Consider the following 20695-nt stretch of genomic DNA (forward strand, 5'->3'; position numbering starts at 1 on the left):
GTCCGCGCCACCCGAGCTCGCTGACCGTCCGCGTCGCCGATGCTCGCCGACCGGCCGCGCCGTCCCTCAGCGCCGGCGTCGCAGGGTCGAGAAGATCCCCTTCACGACCTCCTTGGCGATGGTCCCGCCGAGCCCCGGACCGAGCAGGTCCGACAGCGGGTCCCCCGACCGCCGCGAGGTCGACGTCCGCGACGACCGTGACGAACGCCCGCTCCGCCGCGACTCGGCCGCCCGCTCCGCGCGCTCGAACTCCCGCTGCGTGCGCTCGTACTCCTGCTGCGCGGTCCGACGCTCCCGCTCGTCCTGCTTCGCCCGTGCCGCCGCCTCCTTCGCGGCTGCCGCGGCGGCCCGCGCCGCCTCCTTCTCGGCCTCGGCCTGCGCGGACGCGGCGTGCTCCGCCGCCTCAGCGGCGGCGGCCTCGGCGGCCGCGGCCTCCATCCGGCGCGCGAGGATCTCGTGCGCCGAGTCGGGGTCGACGCGGGTGCCGTACCGGGCGAGGAGCGGGGACGAGGTGACCCGGGCCTCCAGGTCGGCCCCCGGCAGGGGCTCCATGGAACCCTGCGGCGCGCGCAGGCGCGTCCACGCGACCGGCGTGGGCGCACCACGCTCGTTCATCACGGTCACGATCGCCTCACCCGTCGCCAGCGAGGTCAGGACCTCGCCGAGGTCGTACTCGCTCGTCGGGTAGGTCGACACCGTGGCGCGGAGAGCCTTCGCGTCGTCGGGCGTGTGCGCGCGGAGCTGGTGCTGGATGCGCGACCCCAGCTGCGCGAGTACGTCGTTCGGGACGTCCTTCGGCGTCTGCGTGACGAAGAACACGCCGACGCCCTTCGAACGGATCAGCCGGACGGTGCGGACGACCTGCTCGGTGAAGTCCTTCGACGCACCCGTGAACAGCAGGTGCGCCTCGTCGAGGAAGAACACGAGCTTCGGCTTGTCCTGGTCGCCGACCTCGGGCAGCTCGTTGAACAGGTCCGCGAGCATCCACATCAGGAACGTCGAGAACAGCTGCGGCTGGTCCTGCACGCCGGGGACCTCGAGCAGGCTCACGATCCCGCGGCCGTCCGGGGCCGTCCGGAGGAACTCGGCGGTGTCGATCTCCGGCTCCCCGAAGAACGCTTCTGCGCCCTGGTCGGCGAACGTGACGAGCTCCCGCAGGATGACCCCCACCGTCTGCTTCGACAGGCCACCGAGGTCCGCGAGCTCGCCCTTGCCCGCGTCGCTCGTCAGGTAGGTCAGGACGCTCCGCAGGTCGGACAGGTCGACGAGCGGCAGCCCGGCCTGCTCGGCGTAGTGGAAGACGAGCCCGAGCGACGACTCCTGCGTCTCGTTGAGACCGAGCACCTTCGCGAGCAGCAGCGGCCCGAACCCGGACACCGTCGCCCGGACCGGGACGCCCGTGCCGACGCCGCCGAGGGCGTAGAACTCGGCCTGGCTGCCGACACCCTGCCACTGCTGACCGATGCCCGCCGTGCGCGCGAGCAGCTTGTCGTTCGGCTGGCCGGGGGTCGCCAGGCCGGACAGGTCGCCCTTGACGTCCGCCGCGAACACCGGCACACCAGCCGCGGCGATCTGCTCGGCGAGGAGCTGCAGGGTGCGGGTCTTGCCCGTGCCGGTGGCACCCGCGACGAGCCCGTGCCGGTTGAGCATGCCGAGCGGGATGCGCACCTGGACGTCCGGCAGCGCCTCGCCGTTGACGAGCGCGCCGAGTTCGAGGGCGGTGCCGCCGACGGCGTACCCGGCACGGACGGCCGCCACGGCGTCCGTGCCGAGCGGTCCGGCGGGTGGCGCGGTGGGCGGCGGGCTCGCCTGGTCGCCGGGTCGGGTGTCGGGCCGGACGGGAGGCTCGGTGCCCGTGCTCGCCGTCGGCTCGGCTACCGGGGCGGCCGGGCCCGACGGCGCGGTGGTCGGCTCGGCAGTCGCCGCTGCCGGCTCGGCGAGCGCCGCTGCCGCGGTCCGGCTCAGCGCTGCGGCGAGCTCCTCGGCCCGCTGTGCGGCCTCGTCGGCGAGCCGACGCGCCTCCTCGGCGGCGGCCTGCGCCGCCGCCGCCGCTGCCCTCGCCTGCTCCACCGCGTCGTCGCTCATGGCCACAGCGTACGGACGCGGACCGACGCCGGTCCGGCCGCACGACGACGGGGAGTGACTAGTGCGTGAGGGCGGGGACCGTGCGGGGACGGACCACGGCCCAGAGCAGGACGATCGCCACCGCCGCCGTGCACGCCATCACGGCCGCCATCGGCGCCGCGGTCTCGATGCCGAGCCAGCCGACGATCGGCGAGATGAGCCCGGCGACACCGAAGTTCAGGGCGCCGAGGAGCGAGGCGGCGGTGCCGGCCTCCTTGCCGTGCGCGGCGAGGCCGATGACCTGGACGAGCGGGAACGAGAAGCCGCACGCCGCGATGAAGAACCAGAGCGGCACGAGCACGCCGACCAGTCCGGCACCGAGCGCGTCGAGCACGATGATCGCGACCGACGCCAGGAACAGGGTCGCGGTCGAGCAGGCGAGGATCCACTGCGGGCCGACACGCTGCGCGATCCGCGAGGAGATCTGCACGCCGACGACGACGCCGATGGAGTTCACCGCGAAGAGCAGTCCGTACTGCTGCGCGTTGAGCCCGTAGACGCCCTGGAACAGGAACGGCGACGAACTCAGGTACGAGAACAGGCCGCTGAACACCATCGCTCCGATGAGCGCGACGCCCACGAAGATCCGGTCGGAGAACAGCGCCTTGTACCGCTGGCCGACGGTGGAGTGGCCGGCCTCGTGCCGGCGCTCCTTCGGCAGCGTCTCGACGATGAGCAGGATCGACGCGATCACGACGGCCAGGCCGTAGCAGGCGAGGAACACGAAGATGCCGCGCCAGCTGGTGAAGCGGAGCATCTGCGAGCCGATGAGCGGCGCGAGGATCGGTGCGAGGCCGTTCACCATCGCCAGGCGAGACAGCATGCGCACGAGGGGCTTGCCGCCGAACAGGTCGCGGACGGTGGCCATCGCGACGACACCACCCGCCGCGGCACCCATGCCCTGCAGGACGCGGAACACGGCCAGCAGCTCGATGTCCGGCGCGGTGGCCGCTCCGATGGACGCCGCGATGTGCACCGTGGTGGCGATGATGAGCGGCAGGCGACGACCGACCTTGTCGCTCCACGGGCCGACCAGCAGCTGACCGACCGCGAACCCGAGCGTCGTCGCCGTGAGCGTGAGCTGCACGGCGCCGTCGGAGACCCCGAACTGCTCCTTGAGCGACGGGAACGCCGGCAGGTAGAGGTCGATGGTGAACGGCCCGAGCGCGGTGAGCGCGCCGAGCACGAAGACGTAGACGAGGCGCTGCCCCCGGGTGAGCGAGTCACCGGGGTGGAGCACGACGCGGAGCGAACCAGTGGTGGCGGGCGCGGTCACGAGCGAGCGGTCCTTCGACAGGAGAGACGGGAGAGGGAGGTGATCACGGGCGCCGTGGTTGCCCGGCGCCGGGAGAGCGGGGTCGCACCGGGCGGACCCGGCCGAGTCGAATCGAATCGATTCGCCCACGGAACCATCCTACGGGCTGCGTGAGCGCTCCCGGAACCTCCCGCACCACATCCGTCGCGTCACACCGCGCTCTCCGTCCCGTCCGGGCGGTCGCCGTACGGTAGCGTCGACCGTGCTCGTCGACACCCGGTCGGACCGGGCACCGGACTCGGCGAGAAGGGGGTGGGACCGTGGTCGACGCACGGATCCTGCACACCACCGCAGCCCTGCGCGAGGCGATCCTGCGGCTGGCCGCCGACCGCCCCGTGTCCACGATCACCGTCGCCGACGTCACGCGCGCGGCCGGGATCAACCGTGCGACCTTCTACTCGCACGCGGTCTCCCCGGGGTCGCTGCTCGCCGACGTGCTCACGCCCGAGCTCGACCGCATCCGCGAGGACGACGCCGAGGCCCGTCGGACGGCTGCCGCCCGTGGTGCGAGTGCCGACGAGCTCGCGGCGATCACCCGTCGCGGGATCGACGCGGTCGTCGAGCACGTGGTGTCCCACCGGGACATCTACGCGAAGGGGCTGCCGGACACCGAGGACGCCTCGCTCCACCGGCTCCTCGTCGAGCACTTCACCGTCTCGAGCGCGCAGCACATCCGCGAGCTCCCCACCGAGCGCCCGACCATGCTCGACGACGTCGCGGCCGGGTTCGTCGCGCAGGGGTTCGTCGGCGCGATCGAGGCCTGGCTCGCCGGGCCCCGGCGGTCGCGGAGGTCGCTCGTCGAGACGATCACGCTGTCGTTCCCGTCCTGGTGGCACTGACCACCACGGTCCCGGTCGTCGGTCGCTGACCGTCAGTCGCTGACCGTCGGCTTCTCGCCGCGCTGCAGCGACCGCACCACGTCGACCGTGGTGTCGACGAGCGCGTCCGCGTCGTCGTCGCCGGGCACCCGGTAGTCGGCGGACACCCCGTCGCCCCCGGTCCCGCTCGCGGGCAGGGAACCGCCGAGGGACACCACGACCACGCCTGCGTCGTGCGCGGTCTGGAGCACTCCGGCCAGGGCCGAGGCGTCGACCGCGCGGACGAGCACCGCCTTCGCGCCGCCCCGGACGAGCGCGTCGACCGCTTCGCGCTGGGCCGCCGCGCCGTCCTGCTCGGGCGCCACCCGGACGTCCGACCGGAACCCCGCCGCGTCGAGCCGGTCGCCCAGAGCCGTGCCGAGCGAGCCGTCCGCGGCGGGAAGGACCACCCCGACCACGGCGTGCCGGTCGAAGCCGCCGTCCGAGCTGGTCAGGTCCGAGCTCTGCACGGGCGTCGGCGCCGCGGTCGTGGGTCCCTGGCAACCGGTCAGGGCGACGAGGGCCGCCCCCACCACGACCGCCACGACGGCCCCGACCCCGATGCGCACGAGCGTCACGCTACCCGCTGGGCACCCGCCGGCGGCGGCACCGGGCCGAGCCGTCGGACCGCCGCGGTGGCGAGCAGCGCGATCACGATCATCGCGAGGAACACGAGCGGGAACGACCACGCGGCGTCCGCTCCCCCGCTGCCGACGAACAGCAACCCGGTGACCGCGAGCCCGACGACGCTGCCCGAGGCGTCCGCGATCGTCAGCGCCGAGCTCGCGAACCCGTCGTCGCCCTCGCCCGAGAAGCGCAGCGTCAGCATCGACGCCCGCGGGTACAGCCCGCCCATGCCGGCGCCGCCGACGAACCAGCCGACGACGAGCACCCACCACGGCAGGTCGAACCAGGCGACCGCGAGCGCCGTGACCAGGCTGACGAGCACCAGGGCGAGCCCGACACCGAACGTCCTGGCGGCCGTCAGGCGTTCCTCGCCGACGCGTCCGTGCACCCAGCTGGCGCCGGCCCAGCTCAGGGCGGCGACGGTCAGCGCGAGGCCCGCCGTCGACGCCGACAGACCGTGCCGCGACTGCAGCAGGAACGGCACGTAGGCCTCGCTCCCGAAGAACGCCGCCGCGACGAGTCCTCGCAGGAGCACCACGCTCGGCAGCCCGGGCGCCGCACGGAACGTCCCGGTCGGCAGCAGCGGACGGAGCGCCGCCCACGTGCCGACGACCCCGACGACGACCGCCGCGACGCGCGGCCACGGGCCGAGGTCCGGGGCGACGTTGAGGAGCAGGATCGCGACCGCCGCGCCGACGGACCAGCCGATCCTGGTGCGTTGCCACACCGGTCGGAGCGCGGCGGCCGGGGCGTGCAGCCTCCCGAGGGTCGGCACGAGCAGGGCGAACGACACCACGGCGATGCCGAGCGCTCCGGCGAACACCCAGTGCCAGCCCCACGTCTCGGTCACGATGCCCGCGACCGCCGGCCCGACGAGCGCGGGGACGACCCACGCCGCGGCGAACCCGGCGAACACCGGGCCGTGCAGCTCGGCAGGGAAGATCCGCGCGACGAGCACGTAGAGCACGACGTCGATCGCCCCGGCACCGAAGCCCTCGACGAGCCGCCCGACGAGGAACACCTCCATCGTGGGCGCCAGCATCACGACCGCGGTGCCGAGCGCGAAGAGCGCGGCCGAGACCCACGCGACGACGCGACCGCCGGACCGGTCCGTCCAGTTCCCCGCGAGCACCATCCCGGGGACACCCGCGGCGAGGGGTGCCGCGAAGGCGAGCGCGTACAGCGTCTCGCCGTCGAGGTCACGGCTGATCTCCGGCATGACCGTCGTCATCGCCAGGTTCTGGAACGCCGCGACGCCCACGATGGCGACCATGCCGATCGTCGCGAGCGCGTAGCGCCCGCTGAGGATCCCGGTCGTCGTCGCCACGCTGCTCACCCGGGTCACGCTACCGGTGACCACGGACGGACTGGAGGATCGTGGCGGCGCCGCCACGATCCTCCAGTCCGCCCTCAGCGCGCGTCAGCGCGCCGCGACGTCAGCGCGCCAGCGCCTGCAGGACGTCCGCCACCAGGTCGTCGGCGTCCTCGATGCCCACCGACAGGCGGACGACGTTCTCCGGCACCGCGAGCTCCGTGCCCTTGACGGACGCGTGCGTCATCTCGCTCGGGTACCCGATGAGCGACTCGACCCCGCCGAGCGACTCGGCGAGCGTGAACACCTCGGTCGACTCGACGAACCGCTTCGCCGCCTCGGGCCCCCCGGTCAGCGCGACCGAGAGCATGCCGCCGAAGCCGCGCATCTGCTTCGCGGCGACCTCGTGTCCGGGGTGGTCGGCGAGGCCAGGGTAGAAGACCCGCTCGACGCCCGGGGCGGACACGAGCGCCTCGGCGACGGCCTGCGCGTTCGTGGAGTGCCGCTCCATCCGCAGCGGCAGCGTCTTGATGCCGCGGGTGGTCAGGAAGGCGTCGAACGGCGAGGCGATCGCTCCCGCACCGAACTGCAGGAAGCCGACCTGCTCCGCGAACTCCCGGTCCCGGAGCACGACCGCACCGCCGACGACGTCGGAGTGGCCGCCGAGGTACTTCGTCGTGGAGTACGACACCGCGTCGGCGCCGAGCGCGAGCGGCTGCTGCAGGTACGGCGAGGCGAACGTGTTGTCCACGACGACGAGCGCACCGGCGGCGTGCCCGACCTCGGACAGCAGCGCGATGTCGGCGATCTTCATGAGCGGGTTCGTCGGGGTCTCGACCCACAGGACCGTCTTCGCGGGGGCGCCCTCGAGCGCGGCGCGGACCCGGTCGACGTCGCTCATGTCGACGACGACGAGCTCGACGCCCCACGGCACGTGCAGCCGGTTCACCAGGCGGTGCGTCCCGCCGTAGACGTCGTTGCCCATCACCACGCGGGCGCCGGGCTCCAGGTACGCGCGGAGCAGGGCGTCCTCGGCGGCCAGCCCGGACGCGAACGAGTACGCCGCGACCCCGCCGTCCAGGTCGGCGAGGAGCGTCTGCAGGGCGTCCCGCGTCGGGTTGCCGCCGCGCGAGTACTCGTAGCCGTTCCGCATGTTCCCCACCCCGTCCTGCACGTAGGTGCTCGTGACGTGGATGGGCGGGATCACCGCGCCGGTCGTGGCGTCGGGGTCCTGGCCGGCGTGGACGGCGCGGGTGTCGAACTCGGTCATGCGATCGGGGTTCCTTGCAGCTCGGGGTCGTGGTCGGGGCCGCGTCGGTGCGCGGCCCGGGTCACTCGGACAGGGAGGTCAGCAGGTCGTGCCGGGTCAGCACGGTCACCGGCTTGCCGTCGTCGACGACGAGCAGGGCGTCGACGGACTCGAGCGCCCGCCGGGCCGCGGACAGGGACTCCCCCGTGCCGATGAGCGGGAGCGGGTCCCCGACGAAGTCGGACACTGCGTCCGTCATCGCGGCAGCGCCGGTGAACACCTGCTCGAGCAGGTCCTTCTCGGCGACGGCACCGACGACCTCGCCGATCACGACGGGCGGCTCGGCGCTCAGGACCGGCATCTGCGAGACGCCGTACGTCGCCATGATCTCGACGACGTCCCGCACGGTGTCCGACGGGTGCGCGTGCACGAGGTCCGGCAGACGGCCGTCCTTGCCCGCGACGACGGACCCCACCGTGCGCGCGTCGTCGGTCTCGGCGAAGCCGTACGAGCGCATCCACCGGTCGTTGAAGATCTTGCCGAGGTAGCCCCGGCCGCCGTCCGGCAGGAGCACCACGACGACGTCGTCCTCGGTCAGGTCCTGCGCGGCCCGGAGCGCGGCGACCACGGCCATGCCGCTCGACCCGCCCACGAGCAGGCCCTCCTCGCGCGCCAGGCGGCGGGTCATCGCGAACGACTCGGCGTCCGTCACGGCGATGATCTCGTCCGGGATGCCGGCGTCGTACGCGGCTGGCCAGAAGTCCTCGCCGACGCCCTCCACCAGGTAGGGCCGCCCGGTGCCGCCCGAGTAGACCGAGCCCTCCGGGTCCGCACCGACGATCCGGACGCGACCGTCCGAGGCCTCCTTGAGGTACCGGCCGGTGCCGGAGATGGTGCCACCGGTGCCGACGCCGGCGACGAAGTGCGTGATCTGCCCCTCGGTGTCGCGCCAGATCTCGGGACCCGTGGACTCGTAGTGGCTCCGCGGGCCGTTCGGGTTCGCGTACTGGTTCGGCTTGTAGGCGCCGGGGATCTCCTGCACGAGCCGGTCCGACACGGAGTAGTACGACTCGGGGTGCTCCGGCGGGACCGCGGTGGGCGTGACGACGATCTCGGCGCCGTACGCGGTGAGGACGTTCCGCTTGTCCTCGCCGACCTTGTCCGGCAGGACGAACACGCACCGGTACCCGCGCTGCTGGGCGACGAGCGCCAGCCCGACCCCGGTGTTCCCCGAGGTCGGTTCGACGATCGTCCCGCCGGGCCGCAGGTCGCCGGAGGCCTCGGCCGCGTCGATGATCCGCGTCGCGATGCGGTCCTTCGACGAGCCGCCCGGGTTCAGGTACTCGACCTTGACCAGGACGGTCGCCCGGATGCCCTCGGTGACGCGGTTCAGACGGACGAGCGGGGTGTCGCCGACGAGGTCGACGACGGAGTTCGCGTAACGCACGCGGGCGAGTCTAGGCGGCACCCCCGGCGACCCGCTGGGATGCGACGCGGGATTGCAGGCGGACCTGGGCCTGGGCCTGCAGGACCTCCTGGACGGACCACGGTCACCAGGTGAGGGGTGTGGGATCGGCCGTCCGCTCGGCGCGGCGGGGCGGGCAGGTGGCGGGAGGTGGGCGGAGATCCGGCCTGGAGGCGCGGGATCACGTCCGGCGCGTGCCGCACGGTGCGGCGCGCGTGTTCCTCCGGTGAGCAGGAGACGTCGCCCGCGTCTCCGGCGCGCGACGACGTCTGCGCACTCGACGGCGCGGGGCCGCCTCGGGGGCGCCTCGGCGGGTGCCAGGGGCGGGTTTGCGGGCTGGAGGGAGCCGGGCGGTCAGCGATCCGCGTCGACCGGGGCGTTCTGCTGCCGGAAGAGCGCCGCGTACACGCCGTCACGGTCGAGCAGTTCGTCGTGCGTCCCGCGCTCGACGATCCGCCCGTGGTCGAGCACGAAGATCACGTCAGCGTCCCGGATCGTCGAGAGACGATGCGCGATCGAGATCGTCGTTCGCCCGGCCGCCGCCGTGTCGAGGGCGGTCTGGACGACGTGCTCGGAGATGGAGTCGAGCGCGCTCGTCGCCTCGTCGAGCACGAGCACCGGCGGGTCCTTGAGCAGCACCCGCGCGATCGCGATGCGCTGCTTCTCGCCGCCGGACAACCGGTAGCCGCGCTCCCCCACGACGGTGTCGTAGCCGTCGGGGAACGAGGCGATGGTCTCGTGGATGTTCGCCGCGCGTGCCGCACGCTCGAGCTCGACGTCGGTCGCGTCCGGCTTGGCGTACCGGAGGTTGTCGCCGATCGAGGCGTGGAACAGGTAGGTCTCCTGGCTGACGATGCCGACGTGCCGCATCAGGTCCTCGTGCTCCAGGTCCCGCACGTCCGCACCCGCGAAGCGCACCGAGCCCGAGGATGCTTCGTACAGTCGCGGGACCAGGTACGAGATCGTCGTCTTGCCGGCGCCCGACGGCCCGACGAACGCGGCGAACTGTCCGGGTTCGAGCTCGAACGAGACCTGGCGCAGGGTGGGCGCGTCGGCCTCGGCGTCCGGGTAGGCGAAGGTGACGTCCTCGAACGCGACGTGCCCGACGCGGCGCTCGTCCACCTTCTGCGCGGTCGGCGCGTCGGTGATGGCGGGACGCAGGTCCAGGTACTCGAAGATCCGGGCGAACAGGGCTCCGGAGGTCTGCAGGTCGAGGACCACGCGCAGCAGGCCCACCGTCGGGAAGAGCAGCCGCGACTGCACCGTGGTGAACGCGACGATGGTGCCGGCGGTGATCGGCACGTTCCCGATGATCAGGTACGCGGCCACCACGTAGATGACCGCGGGGATGATCGACAGGAAGACCTGGACGATGGCGAAGAACCACTGGCCGGACATCTGCTGGCGGACCTGCAGCCGGATCTGGTTGCGGTTCTCGTCCCCGTACCGCTGCGTCTCGCTGCGCTGCTGGTTGAACGACTTGGCGAGCAGGATGCCGGAGACGCTCAGCGCCTCCTGGGTGATCGCCGTCATGTCGGAAAGTGACTCCTGCGTCTGGGCCGCGATCCGCGCGCGGACCTGGCCGACCCGCCGCTGGGCGACGACCAGGAGCGGCAGGAGGACGACCGCGACGAGCGTCATCTGCCAGCTCAGCAGCAGCATCGCGACGATCGCGGCGATGACGGTGACGGTGTTGCCGAGGACGGACGAGATCGTGTTGTTGAGGACGCTCGCGACGCCACCGACGTCGTTCTGCAGCCGTGACTGGATGACGCCGGTCTTCGTGCGGGTGAAGAAGGCCAGCTCCATCCGCTGCAGGTGCCCGAAGAGCCGCATCCGCATGGCGCCCATGACCTTGTTGCCGACGGTCGCCGTCAGGTAGGTCTGCCAGATGCCGACGCCGGCGCTCGCGATCCAGAGGGCGATCATGCCGCCGACGAGCTCGAACAGCACCGGCAGGTCCGGGCGACCACCCGGTGGGAACAGTCCGCGGTCGAACGCCTGCTGGGTGAGCAGCGGCGGGATCACCGACAGGGCCGCCCCGACGAGCACGAGCACGACCGTCAGGACGATCGCGCGGCGGTGCGGCACGAAGAGCTCGGCGATCCGCCGGACGAGGTGCGGGATCCGCGGCGCCTCGGCGTTCGCGGCCTTCTGCGCCCGGACGTCGCCGCTCGAGATGCGCCCACCGCCGCGGGGTCCGCCCGCGGTACCCGGACGCATCCCGTGGCCCATGCTCATGGGGCAAACCTATCCCCGCGCGGTGACGGTGGCGGGGTGGCCCGTATTTGACCCCGTTCAGGGGCCGTGCGACCATCAGCAGTCCCCTTCCCCGGCTCCACAGAGGTCCCATGACGTCCGCGCCCACCCGCCCCACGTCGCTCCGCCAGCAGCTCGCTCGGCGCAAGCCCATCGAGCAGCTGCAGGCAGAGGCCGCGCGCGGCGTGGACGGTGCGCCGCTCCGTCGCTCCCTCGGCGTGTGGCACCTGACGATGATCAGCGTCGGCGCGACCCTCGGGACCGGCATCCTCGTCGTGCTCGGGACCGCGGTGCCCCTCGCCGGGCCGGCCGTGTGGATCTCGTTCGTGGTGGCCGGCGTCGCCGCGCTGCTCTCCGCGCTGTCCTACGCGGAGATGGCCGGCGCGGTGCCGACGTCCGGGTCCAGTTACTCGTACACGTACGCGACCATGGGCGAGGGCATCGCCTGGGTCTGCGGCTGGTGCCTCGTCCTCGAGTACGCGGTGTCCGTGGCCGCCGTGGCCGTGGGCGCGAGCGAGTACGTCGACGAGACCCTCCGCGTCTTCGGTCTGCACCTGCCGACGGCCCTCGCGGCTCCCCCCGGCGACGGCGGGGTCGTCAACCTGCCCGCGGCGCTCCTGGTCCTGCTCGCGACGGCGGTCCTGTTGCCCGGTGCCCGCGAGAGCGCCTGGGTGAACACGCTGATGGTCGTCGTGAAGATCGCCCTGCTGGTGTTCTTCGTCGTCGTCGCGTTCACCGCGTTCCGCGCGCAGAACTTCGAACCGCTCGCCCCCATGGGGGCCGCCGGCGTGACCGCTGCGGCCTCGCGCCTGTTCTTCTCGTACATCGGGTTCGACGCCGCGTCGACCGCCGGGGAAGAGGCGAAGGACCCCCGCCGCGACCTCCCCCGCGCGATCATCGGGTCGATCGCGCTCATCACCGCGCTGTACATCCTCGTGGCGATCGCCGCGATCGGAGCGCGCTCGTGGACGTCGTTCTCCGCCGACGAGGCCTCGCTCGTCCGCATCGTCGTCGACGTCACCGGCCAGCCCTGGGTCGCGCTCGTGTTCTCCGTCGGCGCCGTGGTCGCGATCGCGAGCGTCGTGCTCACCGTGCTCTACGGCCAGACCCGCATCCTGCTGACCATGGCGCGGGACGGACTCGTGCCGAAGCTCTTCGGCCGGGTCTCCCACCGCACCGGCACGCCCCTCATGGGCACCCTCGTGGTCGGCGTCGTCGTGACCGTCGTCGCGGCGCTCGTCCCGCTCGGGGAGCTCGCCGACGCCACGAGCATCGGCACCCTCGTCGCGTTCGCCCTGGTCAACGTGTCCGTGCTCGTCCTGCGCCGCAGCCGACCCGACCTGGAGCGCTCGTACCGCGTCCCGCTGTTCCCGGTCGTCCCGGTGCTCGGCACGCTCTGCTGCGTCCTGCTCGCCGTGTTCCTCGGAGCCGGCACGTGGATCGCCTTCGGGCTGTGGATGCTCGCCGGTGTGGTGCTCTACCTGGTCTACGGCCGCCGCCACAGCACCCTGCGTTGACCCGAGCGGCGGCCCGCGCCCTGCTGCGTCCTCACGCGCTCAGCAACACCTCACGCGCCGGTCAGCCCGTGACCTGTCGCTGAGCCCGTGACATCCGTCCTCCACACAGCCGGTCGCTGCGGAGGTCGTGCACCGGTCCCGCCGATCACACCCCGGACCCGCCCGGGCACGGCCACGATCGGCGCATGCACGAACAGCGGAAGCGCACACCGATCCTCCGGACGTCCCCCCGCCGACCCGGCGACCGCTCGGACCCTGCAGCGTCGGTACGCGGCGGGCAGTCTCGTGCGGCTGCTGCCCGGGGTGTTCATCGAGCGCGACGTCTGGGACGGCCTCGCCCTCCACGAACGACACCTCACCCGCGCCCGTGCCGTCGCGCCGCTGCTGCGTCCCGGTTCCGTCTTCTCGCACGGGACCGCCGCGATGATCCACGGCTGGCCCTGGATCGGGGACGTCGGCGATCGGGTCCACGTGCTCGATCCGAACGCAACGGTCATCCAGCACCGAGCTGGCGTCGTCCGTCACCCCGGCGTTCCGCGGACCGCCGTCGACCCCGCGGCGTTCGACGGCGTTCCCGTCACCTCGGCCCTCGACACGGCCGTGATGCTCGCGACGTCGTGCGCGCTGCACGTCGCAGCGGTCGCCGTCGATGCCGCCGTCCGCCGCAGGCAGGTCCGGATCGACGAGCTGCAACAGCACGTCCCCCGACGGCCAGCCCGTGGGTCCGTCCGCGCCGCCGCCGTGCTCGATGCGCTCGACCCGCTCCACGAGTCCGCCGGCGAGTCCTTCGCCGCCGCACGGTTCGTCGAGCTGGGCATGCCGCCGTGGGTGAGCCAGGCGCTGGTACGGCACGCCGACGGCACGATCGACCGGCTCGACTTCTGGTTCCCGTCCCTGGGGGTGGTCGTCGAGTTCGACGGGCGACAGAAGTACGTCGACCCGACGATGCTGGACGGACGCGACCCCGGCGACGTGCTCTGGGCGGAGAAGCGTCGCGAGGACCGGGTCCGAGCGTTGCCCGCCGTCCGCACGGTCGTCCGGGCGACGTGGTGGCACCTGGTCGAGCTCGACCGACTCCGAGCGCTCTTCCGCGCACACGGCGTCCCGGTGTGAACCGGAGCACCTCACGCGCTCAGCGACACTTCACGCGCGCCTGCCGCCGTGAAGTGTCGCTCAGCGCGTGAACTCCCGCCCGCCGCGCCCGCCGCCGCGCGCACCCCGCGCCCCGCACACGACGAAGGCCGCCACCCCGAGGGGCAGCGGCCTTCGTGACCAGAAGGTCGGAACTACGCGAGCTCGACCGTGGCGCCGGCGGCCTCGAGGGCCTCCTTCGCCTTGTCGGCCGTCTCCTTGTTGACACCCTCGAGGATCTTGGCGTCGGCGGTCTCGACGAGCGCCTTGGCCTCGCCCAGGCCGAGCGACGTGAGGCCACGGACCTCCTTGATGACCTGGATCTTCTTGTCACCGGCCGACTTGAGGACGACGTCGAACTCCGACTTCTCCTCGACCTCCTCGGCGGGGGCAGCAGCGCCACCGGCCGCGGCGACCGCGACGGGGGCAGCAGCGGTGACCTCGAAGACCTCCTCGAACTTCTTCACGAAGTCCGAGAGCTCGATGAGCGTGAGCTCCTTGAAGGCCTCGATGAGCTCGTCCTGCGAAAGCTTCGCCATGATTTTCTCCTACTACTAGCTAGTACGTGTGGTTGATGAACGCGTGCCTGGTCAGGCCGCGGACTCCTGCTTCTCGCGGAGGGCGTCCACGGTGCGGACGGCCTGCGAGAGGGGTGCCTGGAACAGGTACGCAGCACCGAACAGCGAGGCCTTGAAGGCGCCGGCGAGCTTGCCGAGCAGGACTTCACGGGACTCGAGGTCGGCGAGCTTGTCCACCTCGGTCGCGGTGAGCGGGTTACCGTCGAAGTAACCGCCCTTCACCACGAGCTGGGGGTTCGCCTTGGCGAATGCACGCAGCGACTTCGCGACGGCGACGGTGTCACCGTGGACGAAGGCGAGAGCGGACGGACCGGCGAGCTCGTCGTCGAACGACGTGATGCCGGCGTTGTTCGCCGCGATCTTGGTCAGCGTGTTCTTCACCACGGCGTACGTGGCGTGCTCACGGATCGAGTTGCGGAGCTCCTTGAGCTGCGCGACCGTGAGACCGCGGTACTCGGTGAGCAGAACGGCGTTCGAGCTCTGGAATGCATCCGTGAGCTCGGCGACCGCAGCTTCCTTGTTCGCCATGGTTCTCCTTGGGGTTTCTTGCCGGCTAGCCCCAGGACCCCGTACATGGAAAAAGCTCCGGCGCAGAGGCTCGGAGCTGCTCCCCCGTGAAGAGGAGAGGGTCTGAACACCTGCGCTGGCTGCCCCACGAGTGAGGACCTTCGGTCTGTGCGCGAGCGCACAGACGACCGGCGGTCTTTGGCTTCGAGAACGGTACCACAGGACGCGGGTGACGACCAACCCACGGACGGGAGGCACGGGGCGGGGCCCGCCCCGTGCCTCCCGTCCGTCAGGCGGTCGCCGCCACCACGTCGGCAGACGCGACCGGACGCGTGCTCGGCAGGTGCACCGTGAAAACGGTGTCCCCCGGCACACTCGCGACCGACACCGTCCCGCCGTGCGCCTGCACGACCGCGTCGACGATCGCGAGCCCGAGTCCGGTCGACCCCGCACTCCGCGACCGCGAACTGTCCGCCCGCGCGAACCGCTCGAACAGCTTCGGCAGGAACTCCGGGTCGATGCCCTGCCCGTCGTCCCGCACGGTCAGGTCCACACCGCCGGCAGCCGGGGACAACCCGACCGTGATCCGGGTGCCGTCCGGGGTGTGCGTCCGGGCATTCGTGACGAGGTTGACGATGACCTGGTGCAGCCGGGCCGCGTCACCTGGTACGACCACGGGCTCGTCCGGGACCTCGACGGCGATCTCGTGCGCCGGCGAGGCGGCGTGCGCGTCGTTCACGGCGTCGAACACCAGGCCGGTCAGGTCGACCTCGGCGAACTGGACCTCGCGGCCCTCGTCGAGACGGGCGAGCAGGAGCAGGTCCTCGACCATGCTCGTCATCCGGAGCGACTCGGACTCGATCCGGCCCATGGCGTAGACGACGTCCGGCGGCAGGTCGCCGCCCATCCGTCGGGTGAGCTCGGCGTACCCGCGCACCGACGCGAGCGGCGTGCGGAGCTCGTGCGAGGCGTCCGCGACGAACTGGCGGACCTTCTGCTCCGAGCGCTCGCGCGCCTGCATCGCGTTCCCGATGTGCCCGAGCATCCGGTTGAACGCGGTGCCGACCCGGCCGACCTCGGTCCGGGGGTCGGTGTCGGGGACGCGGACCCCGTCGAGCGCGTCGCTCCGCTCGAGGGGCATCCGGGCCACGGCCGAGGCGGTCTCCGCGACGCGCTCGAGCGGCCGCAGCGACCGGCGGACGACGACGGCCGCGACGAACGACGCGACGAGGAGCGCGACCACGGTGACGACGAGGACGACGCCGAGGAGCTTCCACACGCTCTCGTACACCGGGGCCATCGGCAGGCCGACGACCAGGACCGCGGTCCCGAGCGACACCGCGGTGACGCGGTAGCGCCCGAGGTCACCGCCGAGGTCGACGGTGTGCGGGAGTCCGTCGACGGTCACGCCGCCGAGCGGCCGGACGACGTCCGTGCCGATGCGGTCGACCGCCCCGTCGTTGTCGAGCACGGTCCCGACCGCCACGTCGCCGTTCAGGAAGTAGACGGTGAGCGTGCCGGCGGCCTGCCCGCTCGGACGGCCGATGTCGATCCCTGGGCTCCCGCCGCCCTGCTGCTGCTCGACGGACCGCTGCGCGCGACTCGTCGCGTACTGCAGCTGCTGGTCGATCGCCGAGCGCTGGATGGACGCGAGCGCGAGGATGCTGCCGGCACCGATCACCGCGCTCACGGCGACCACGAGCGCGACGATGCTCAGGACGAGCCGGCGGCGGAGCGTCACGACGTCGGCTTGATGACGTACCCGACGCCCCGGACGGTGTGGATCATCGGGGTCTCGCCGGCGTCGATCTTCTTGCGCAGGTACGAGATGTAGATCTCGACGACCGAGGACTTGCCGCCGAAGTCGTAGGACCAGACGCGGTCCAGGATCTGCGCCTTCGAGAGCACGCGGCGCGGGTTGCGCATGAGGAAGCGGAGCAGCTCGAACTCGGTGGCGGTCAGCTCGATCGGGCGTCCGGCGCGGGAGACCTCGTAGGACTCCTCGTCGAGCACGAGGTCGCCGACGACGATGCGGGAGTCCCCGGCCTCGGAGATCGAGATCTGCGACCGACGGATGAGCCCGCGGAGCCGCGCCACGACCTCCTCCAGCGAGAACGGCTTCGTGACGTAGTCGTCGCCGCCGGCAGTGAGCCCGGTCACCCGGTCCTCGACGGAGTCCTTCGCGGTGAGGAACAGCACCGGGGTGTCGTCGTTGTTCTGCCGGAGCCGACCGAGCACCTGCAGCCCGTCGAGGTCCGGCATCATCACGTCGAGCACCATCGCGTCGGGCTTCCACTCGCGGGCCGTGGCGAGGGCCTCCTGCCCGCCGTTCGCGCTCTTGACGTCCCAGCCCTCGTAGCGGAGCGCCATCGACAGCAGGTCGGTGAGGCTGGCCTCGTCGTCGACGACGAGGATGCGCAACGGGGATCCGTCGGCACGGGAGAGACGCGGGGCTGCTGCGGGCTGGGAGATGGTCACGTCTTCGAGTATCGAGCAATTCCTATGAGCCGTCTGTGCAGCGCCCCTCCGCGCTCTGTGGATCGCCGGGCAGGGTCCGAAGGGTCCGCTCCGTAGCGTCGGCGACATGCTCCAGTCCCCCGCATGGCCCGCTTCTGCGCGGGACGTCGCCACCGCGGACGTCGAGGCCACGGCCGGGAGGCACGGTGCGACCCCGGTCGATCGGCTCGCGGTCGCGCGGACCCTCGCGTCCACCACGCCGGTCATCACCGCCGGCACGGCGGGCGCCGTGTTCGCGACGCTCGCCGCGGTCGCCGCCGCTCGGACGATCAGTCGCTCAGGCCACCGGGTAGTCGCAGTACGCGAACCACGTCGAGTCGGGCGACCACGGCGGCACGTTGACCGTGCCCTGGCCGCCATCGAGCGCGACGAGGGTCTCCGGCACGACGGCCATCCGCGCGCCACGCACCAGGGCCCCGGGGAGCAGCCGGAGCTCGACGGGGTGGTCGGCCGGGTGCCCCTGCACGCCGGGTCCGTAGGACAGGTAGAGCAGGTGCTGCCCGTCCGGCGACAGGTGCGGGAACCAGTCCACCCGCTCGTCCGCGGTCAGGCGGACCGGGTCGCCGCCGTCGAGTCGGAGTGCCGCGAGCTGCGCGGTCCCCGGGGTGAAGCGCTCGGTGTTGAACAGGACCGTGCGGCCGTCCGGGGTGATCGCGCAGCCGTCGTCCGGGTGCTCGTCACGGGTCAGGAACGTCGTGGCGCCGGAGGCCGGGTCGACGAGCGCGACGTCCGTCGTCCAGACGCCGTCGACCGTGCGCTCCCCCACGATCGAGGCGAGGACGCTGCCGTCCGGGGCGATGCCGTGCAGGTAGTACTTCCGGACGACCGGCAGCACGGCCGCGGTGTCGGTCAGGCGCTCCGCCGAGCCGCCGTCCGGCAGGGGCACCCGGTACAGCTCCCCGTCGCGGGCGCTCACCACGACGGAGGTCCCGGAGGGGTCGAGCACGTGGTCGTTGTTGATCTCCGTGACCCCGGGCATCGGCACGCGGACGAGCGCGGACTCGTCGAGCACGACGTCGCTGCCGGGCTCGGGCAGGCGCAGCAGCCAGAGGTCACCGTCGCCGTTCAGCACGAGGGTGCGCTCGTCGAGCACGTTCGGCGCCTCGACGAGGACGGCCCGCGACGCGAACACGGGTCGGCTCGTCCGCGTCGCGAGGTCGTACACGTGCACACGGCTCGTCTGTCCGGGCAGCAGTTGCCGCCCGCGGGTGGTGTCGGTCATGCGTCCATCCTGTCGTCGTCGTGGAACGAGACTCGGCCCGGCGGTCGGTTCCGCGGTCCACTGACCACGAGACCGTCCGCCGAGCCGAGTCTCGGGCAGGCAGGCAGGCAGGCAGCCGCCCCCTACTTCACCGCACCCGCGGTCAGGCCGGCCACGAACTGGCGCTGCACGATGAGGAACGCCACCACGACCGGGATCGAGACGACGAGCGACGCCGCCATGATCTGGTTCCAGTACACGTTCGTCTGCGTCGAGTACTGCTGCAGACCGACCGCCAGGGTGGACCCGTTGCCGTTCGTCATGACCGAGGCGAACAGCACCTCACCCCACGCCGTCATGAACGAGTAGATGCCGACCGCGACCAGACCCGGACGGGCCGAGGGCAGGATCACCCGGAACAGGGCACCCATCGGACCGGAACCGTCGACCATCGCGGCCTCGTCGAGCTCCCGCGGGATGGTCTCGAAGTACCCCGCGAGCATCCAGATCGAGAACGGCAGCGTGAAGGTCAGGTACGTGATGATCAGGCCGGTCCACGACCCGACGAGCTGGATGCCGAGCGCGTTCCCGAGGTTCGTGAAGATCAGGAACAGCGGGAGCAGGAACAGCACGCCGGGGAACATCTGGGTGGAGAGCACCGCGGTGGTGAAGGTGCTCTTGCCCTTGAAGTTCCACCGGGACACCCCGTACGCGGCGAACGTCGCGATGATGAGCGAGAACACCGTCGCGACCGTGCAGACCACGAGCGAGTTGATGAAGTACTGCCCGAGCGGCACCGTCGTCCACATGTCGATGAACGGCTGCAGGGTGATGTTCGTCGGGATCCACGTGAAGTCGTTCTGGACGTCGCCGAGCGGCTTGATCGCCGTCGTGATCATCACGTAGAGCGGGACGACCGTGAACAGGGTCAGCAGGACGAGGGTGACGACCTTGAAGGACTTGGCGCCGAATGTCTCACGCACGGACGGACCTCCGGTTGGTCACGGCGAGGTAGATGCCCGTGACGATGAGCAGGAAGATGAGGAGCAGGACGCTCATCGCGGCACCGGAGCCGAAGTTCCAGGTGATGAACGACGCGTTGTAGATGTGGAAGCTGAGCAGGTCGGCGGCCGGCGGCTGCGCGGTCGAGCCGAACAGCACGAACGGCGTGTTGAAGTCGTTGAACGTCCAGAGGAACATCACGAGCACGAGCGTCACGTTGACCGGGCGGACCATCGGCAGCGTGATCGAGCGCCACTGCCGGAACGGCTTCGCGCCGTCGACCGAGGCGGCCTCGTAGACATCGTTCGGCACCGACTGCAGGCCGGCCATGAGCATGAGGAACGCGAACGGCCAGGTCTTCCAGATCGCCACGACGACGACCGAGATGAAGGCGTTCGACCCGATCAGCCAGAACGGCCCCTGCCCCATCAGGTGCAGCTGGTCGACCAGGATGTGGTTGATCGCGCCGGAGTCACGCTGGAACATGAACTTCCACGTGATGATGCCGGCGTACATCGGCAGCGCGTAGGGCACCAGGAACAGCGTGCGGAACAGGCCGCGGCCCTTGAAGGGCTTCTGCAGCGCGACCGCGGCGGCCATGCCGAACGTCCACGAGAGCCCGACCACCAGGACGGTGAACCCGCACGTGATCAGGAACGAGTTGAGGACGCCCTTGCCGATCGCCTGGTCGAAGTCGACGACGACCGAGTAGTTCCGGAAGCCCGCGAACGGTGCGGCGCCCCAGTTCGCGATGAAGTACTTGGTGAGCTGGATGAAGGAGATCCAGATGCCGACGAGCATCGGCACGATGTGGATGAGCAGCTCGAACAGGATCGCCGGTGCGACGAGCGCGTACGGCAGCCAGTGTCGCTTGGGCTTGCGGCCGGGCTGCGGCCCCGACAGGGTCGGCGCCTTCGTGTGCGTCAGGTCGATGCGCTCGGATTCGGGCAGGACCGAGGTGGTCATGGGTGGTGGCCTTCCGGCGAGGATGGGATCGGGTGCTTCGCGTCTCGTGACCGCGGTGGCGGTCGGGC

General features: G+C 71.7%; 17 protein-coding genes. 3 read left to right on the forward strand and 14 right to left on the reverse strand.

The annotated features are described in order from the left end of the window. Window positions 1-66: 66 nt before the first annotated feature. Together LQK89_RS11235 and LQK89_RS11240 are read right to left on the reverse strand one after the other, a co-directional pair. A complete protein-coding gene (locus LQK89_RS11235; protein WP_231049142.1) occupies window positions 67-2085 on the reverse strand; it encodes a helicase HerA-like domain-containing protein in 2019 nt (672 codons plus the stop codon). A 58-nt stretch (window positions 2086-2143) separates the two neighbouring features. Continuing rightward, window positions 2144-3400: a multidrug effflux MFS transporter gene (locus LQK89_RS11240; RefSeq protein ID WP_144804330.1), complete on the reverse strand. Its 1257-nt coding sequence runs from the start codon at window positions 3398-3400 to the stop codon at window positions 2144-2146. A gap of 299 nt (window positions 3401-3699) precedes the next feature. Here LQK89_RS11240 and LQK89_RS11245 point away from each other — a divergent pair, with 299 nt between their 5' ends. After that, window positions 3700-4278 (forward strand): TetR/AcrR family transcriptional regulator, encoded by a 579-nt coding sequence (locus LQK89_RS11245; protein WP_174777944.1) that lies wholly within the window; start codon window positions 3700-3702, stop codon window positions 4276-4278. Window positions 4279-4310: 32 nt separating this feature from the next. Here the strand turns inward: LQK89_RS11245 and LQK89_RS11250 are convergent, their stop codons facing one another. The 5 genes from LQK89_RS11250 to LQK89_RS11270 form a co-directional block, all read right to left on the reverse strand. Then, window positions 4311-4865, reverse strand: coding sequence for a substrate-binding domain-containing protein (locus tag LQK89_RS11250; protein ID WP_231049143.1), 555 nt, complete (start codon window positions 4863-4865; stop codon window positions 4311-4313). A 5-nt stretch (window positions 4866-4870) separates the two neighbouring features. Continuing rightward, window positions 4871-6259, reverse strand: a complete 1389-nt coding sequence (locus LQK89_RS11255; RefSeq protein WP_231049144.1) for an MFS transporter — start codon at window positions 6257-6259, stop codon at window positions 4871-4873. A 100-nt stretch (window positions 6260-6359) separates the two neighbouring features. Continuing rightward, window positions 6360-7505: a cystathionine gamma-synthase gene (locus LQK89_RS11260; RefSeq protein WP_231049145.1), complete on the reverse strand. Its 1146-nt coding sequence runs from the start codon at window positions 7503-7505 to the stop codon at window positions 6360-6362. Between the two features lie 61 nt (window positions 7506-7566). After that, entirely contained in the window at window positions 7567-8931 is a 1365-nt protein-coding gene (locus tag LQK89_RS11265; RefSeq protein WP_058741139.1) for a cystathionine beta-synthase, read from the reverse strand. Between the two features lie 372 nt (window positions 8932-9303). Next, entirely contained in the window at window positions 9304-11190 is a 1887-nt protein-coding gene (locus tag LQK89_RS11270; RefSeq protein WP_231049146.1) for an ABC transporter ATP-binding protein, read from the reverse strand. A gap of 110 nt (window positions 11191-11300) precedes the next feature. Here LQK89_RS11270 and LQK89_RS11275 point away from each other — a divergent pair, with 110 nt between their 5' ends. After that, on the forward strand, window positions 11301-12725 hold the full coding sequence (locus LQK89_RS11275; protein WP_231049147.1) for an APC family permease: 1425 nt from the start codon (window positions 11301-11303) through the stop codon (window positions 12723-12725). 285 nt (window positions 12726-13010) lie between these two features. Continuing rightward, window positions 13011-13838 (forward strand): hypothetical protein, encoded by an 828-nt coding sequence (locus LQK89_RS11280; protein WP_231049148.1) that lies wholly within the window; start codon window positions 13011-13013, stop codon window positions 13836-13838. 173 nt (window positions 13839-14011) lie between these two features. Here LQK89_RS11280 and rplL read toward each other — a convergent pair whose 3' ends face one another. The 7 genes from rplL to LQK89_RS11315 form a co-directional block, all read right to left on the reverse strand. Beyond that, window positions 14012-14395: a 50S ribosomal protein L7/L12 gene (gene rplL / locus LQK89_RS11285; RefSeq protein ID WP_058741930.1), complete on the reverse strand. Its 384-nt coding sequence runs from the start codon at window positions 14393-14395 to the stop codon at window positions 14012-14014. A 51-nt stretch (window positions 14396-14446) separates the two neighbouring features. Continuing rightward, window positions 14447-14962 carry a 50S ribosomal protein L10 gene (rplJ, locus tag LQK89_RS11290; RefSeq protein WP_058741931.1) on the reverse strand — a complete coding sequence of 172 codons (516 nt, stop codon included), beginning with the start codon at window positions 14960-14962 and terminating at the stop codon, window positions 14447-14449. Window positions 14963-15230: 268 nt separating this feature from the next. Further along, on the reverse strand, window positions 15231-16682 hold the full coding sequence (locus LQK89_RS11295; protein WP_231049149.1) for a sensor histidine kinase: 1452 nt from the start codon (window positions 16680-16682) through the stop codon (window positions 15231-15233). Further along, complete coding sequence (locus LQK89_RS11300; RefSeq protein ID WP_114849692.1) at window positions 16679-17419, reverse strand: response regulator transcription factor; 741 nt, start codon at window positions 17417-17419, stop codon at window positions 16679-16681. Before LQK89_RS11300 ends, LQK89_RS11295 begins: the two co-directional genes overlap by 4 nt. A gap of 316 nt (window positions 17420-17735) precedes the next feature. Further along, on the reverse strand, window positions 17736-18680 hold the full coding sequence (locus tag LQK89_RS11305) for a TolB family protein (RefSeq protein WP_231049150.1): 945 nt from the start codon (window positions 18678-18680) through the stop codon (window positions 17736-17738). A gap of 122 nt (window positions 18681-18802) precedes the next feature. Continuing rightward, window positions 18803-19642 (reverse strand): carbohydrate ABC transporter permease, encoded by an 840-nt coding sequence (locus tag LQK89_RS11310; protein ID WP_058741938.1) that lies wholly within the window; start codon window positions 19640-19642, stop codon window positions 18803-18805. Then, window positions 19635-20627, reverse strand: coding sequence for a carbohydrate ABC transporter permease (locus tag LQK89_RS11315; RefSeq protein ID WP_231049151.1), 993 nt, complete (start codon window positions 20625-20627; stop codon window positions 19635-19637). The genes LQK89_RS11310 and LQK89_RS11315 overlap by 8 nt, the downstream gene beginning before the upstream one ends. Window positions 20628-20695 lie beyond the last annotated feature (68 nt).

Source organism: Curtobacterium sp. C1 (genome assembly GCF_021049325.1).
GTDB classification, from domain to species: Bacteria; Actinomycetota; Actinomycetes; order Actinomycetales; family Microbacteriaceae; genus Curtobacterium; species Curtobacterium citreum.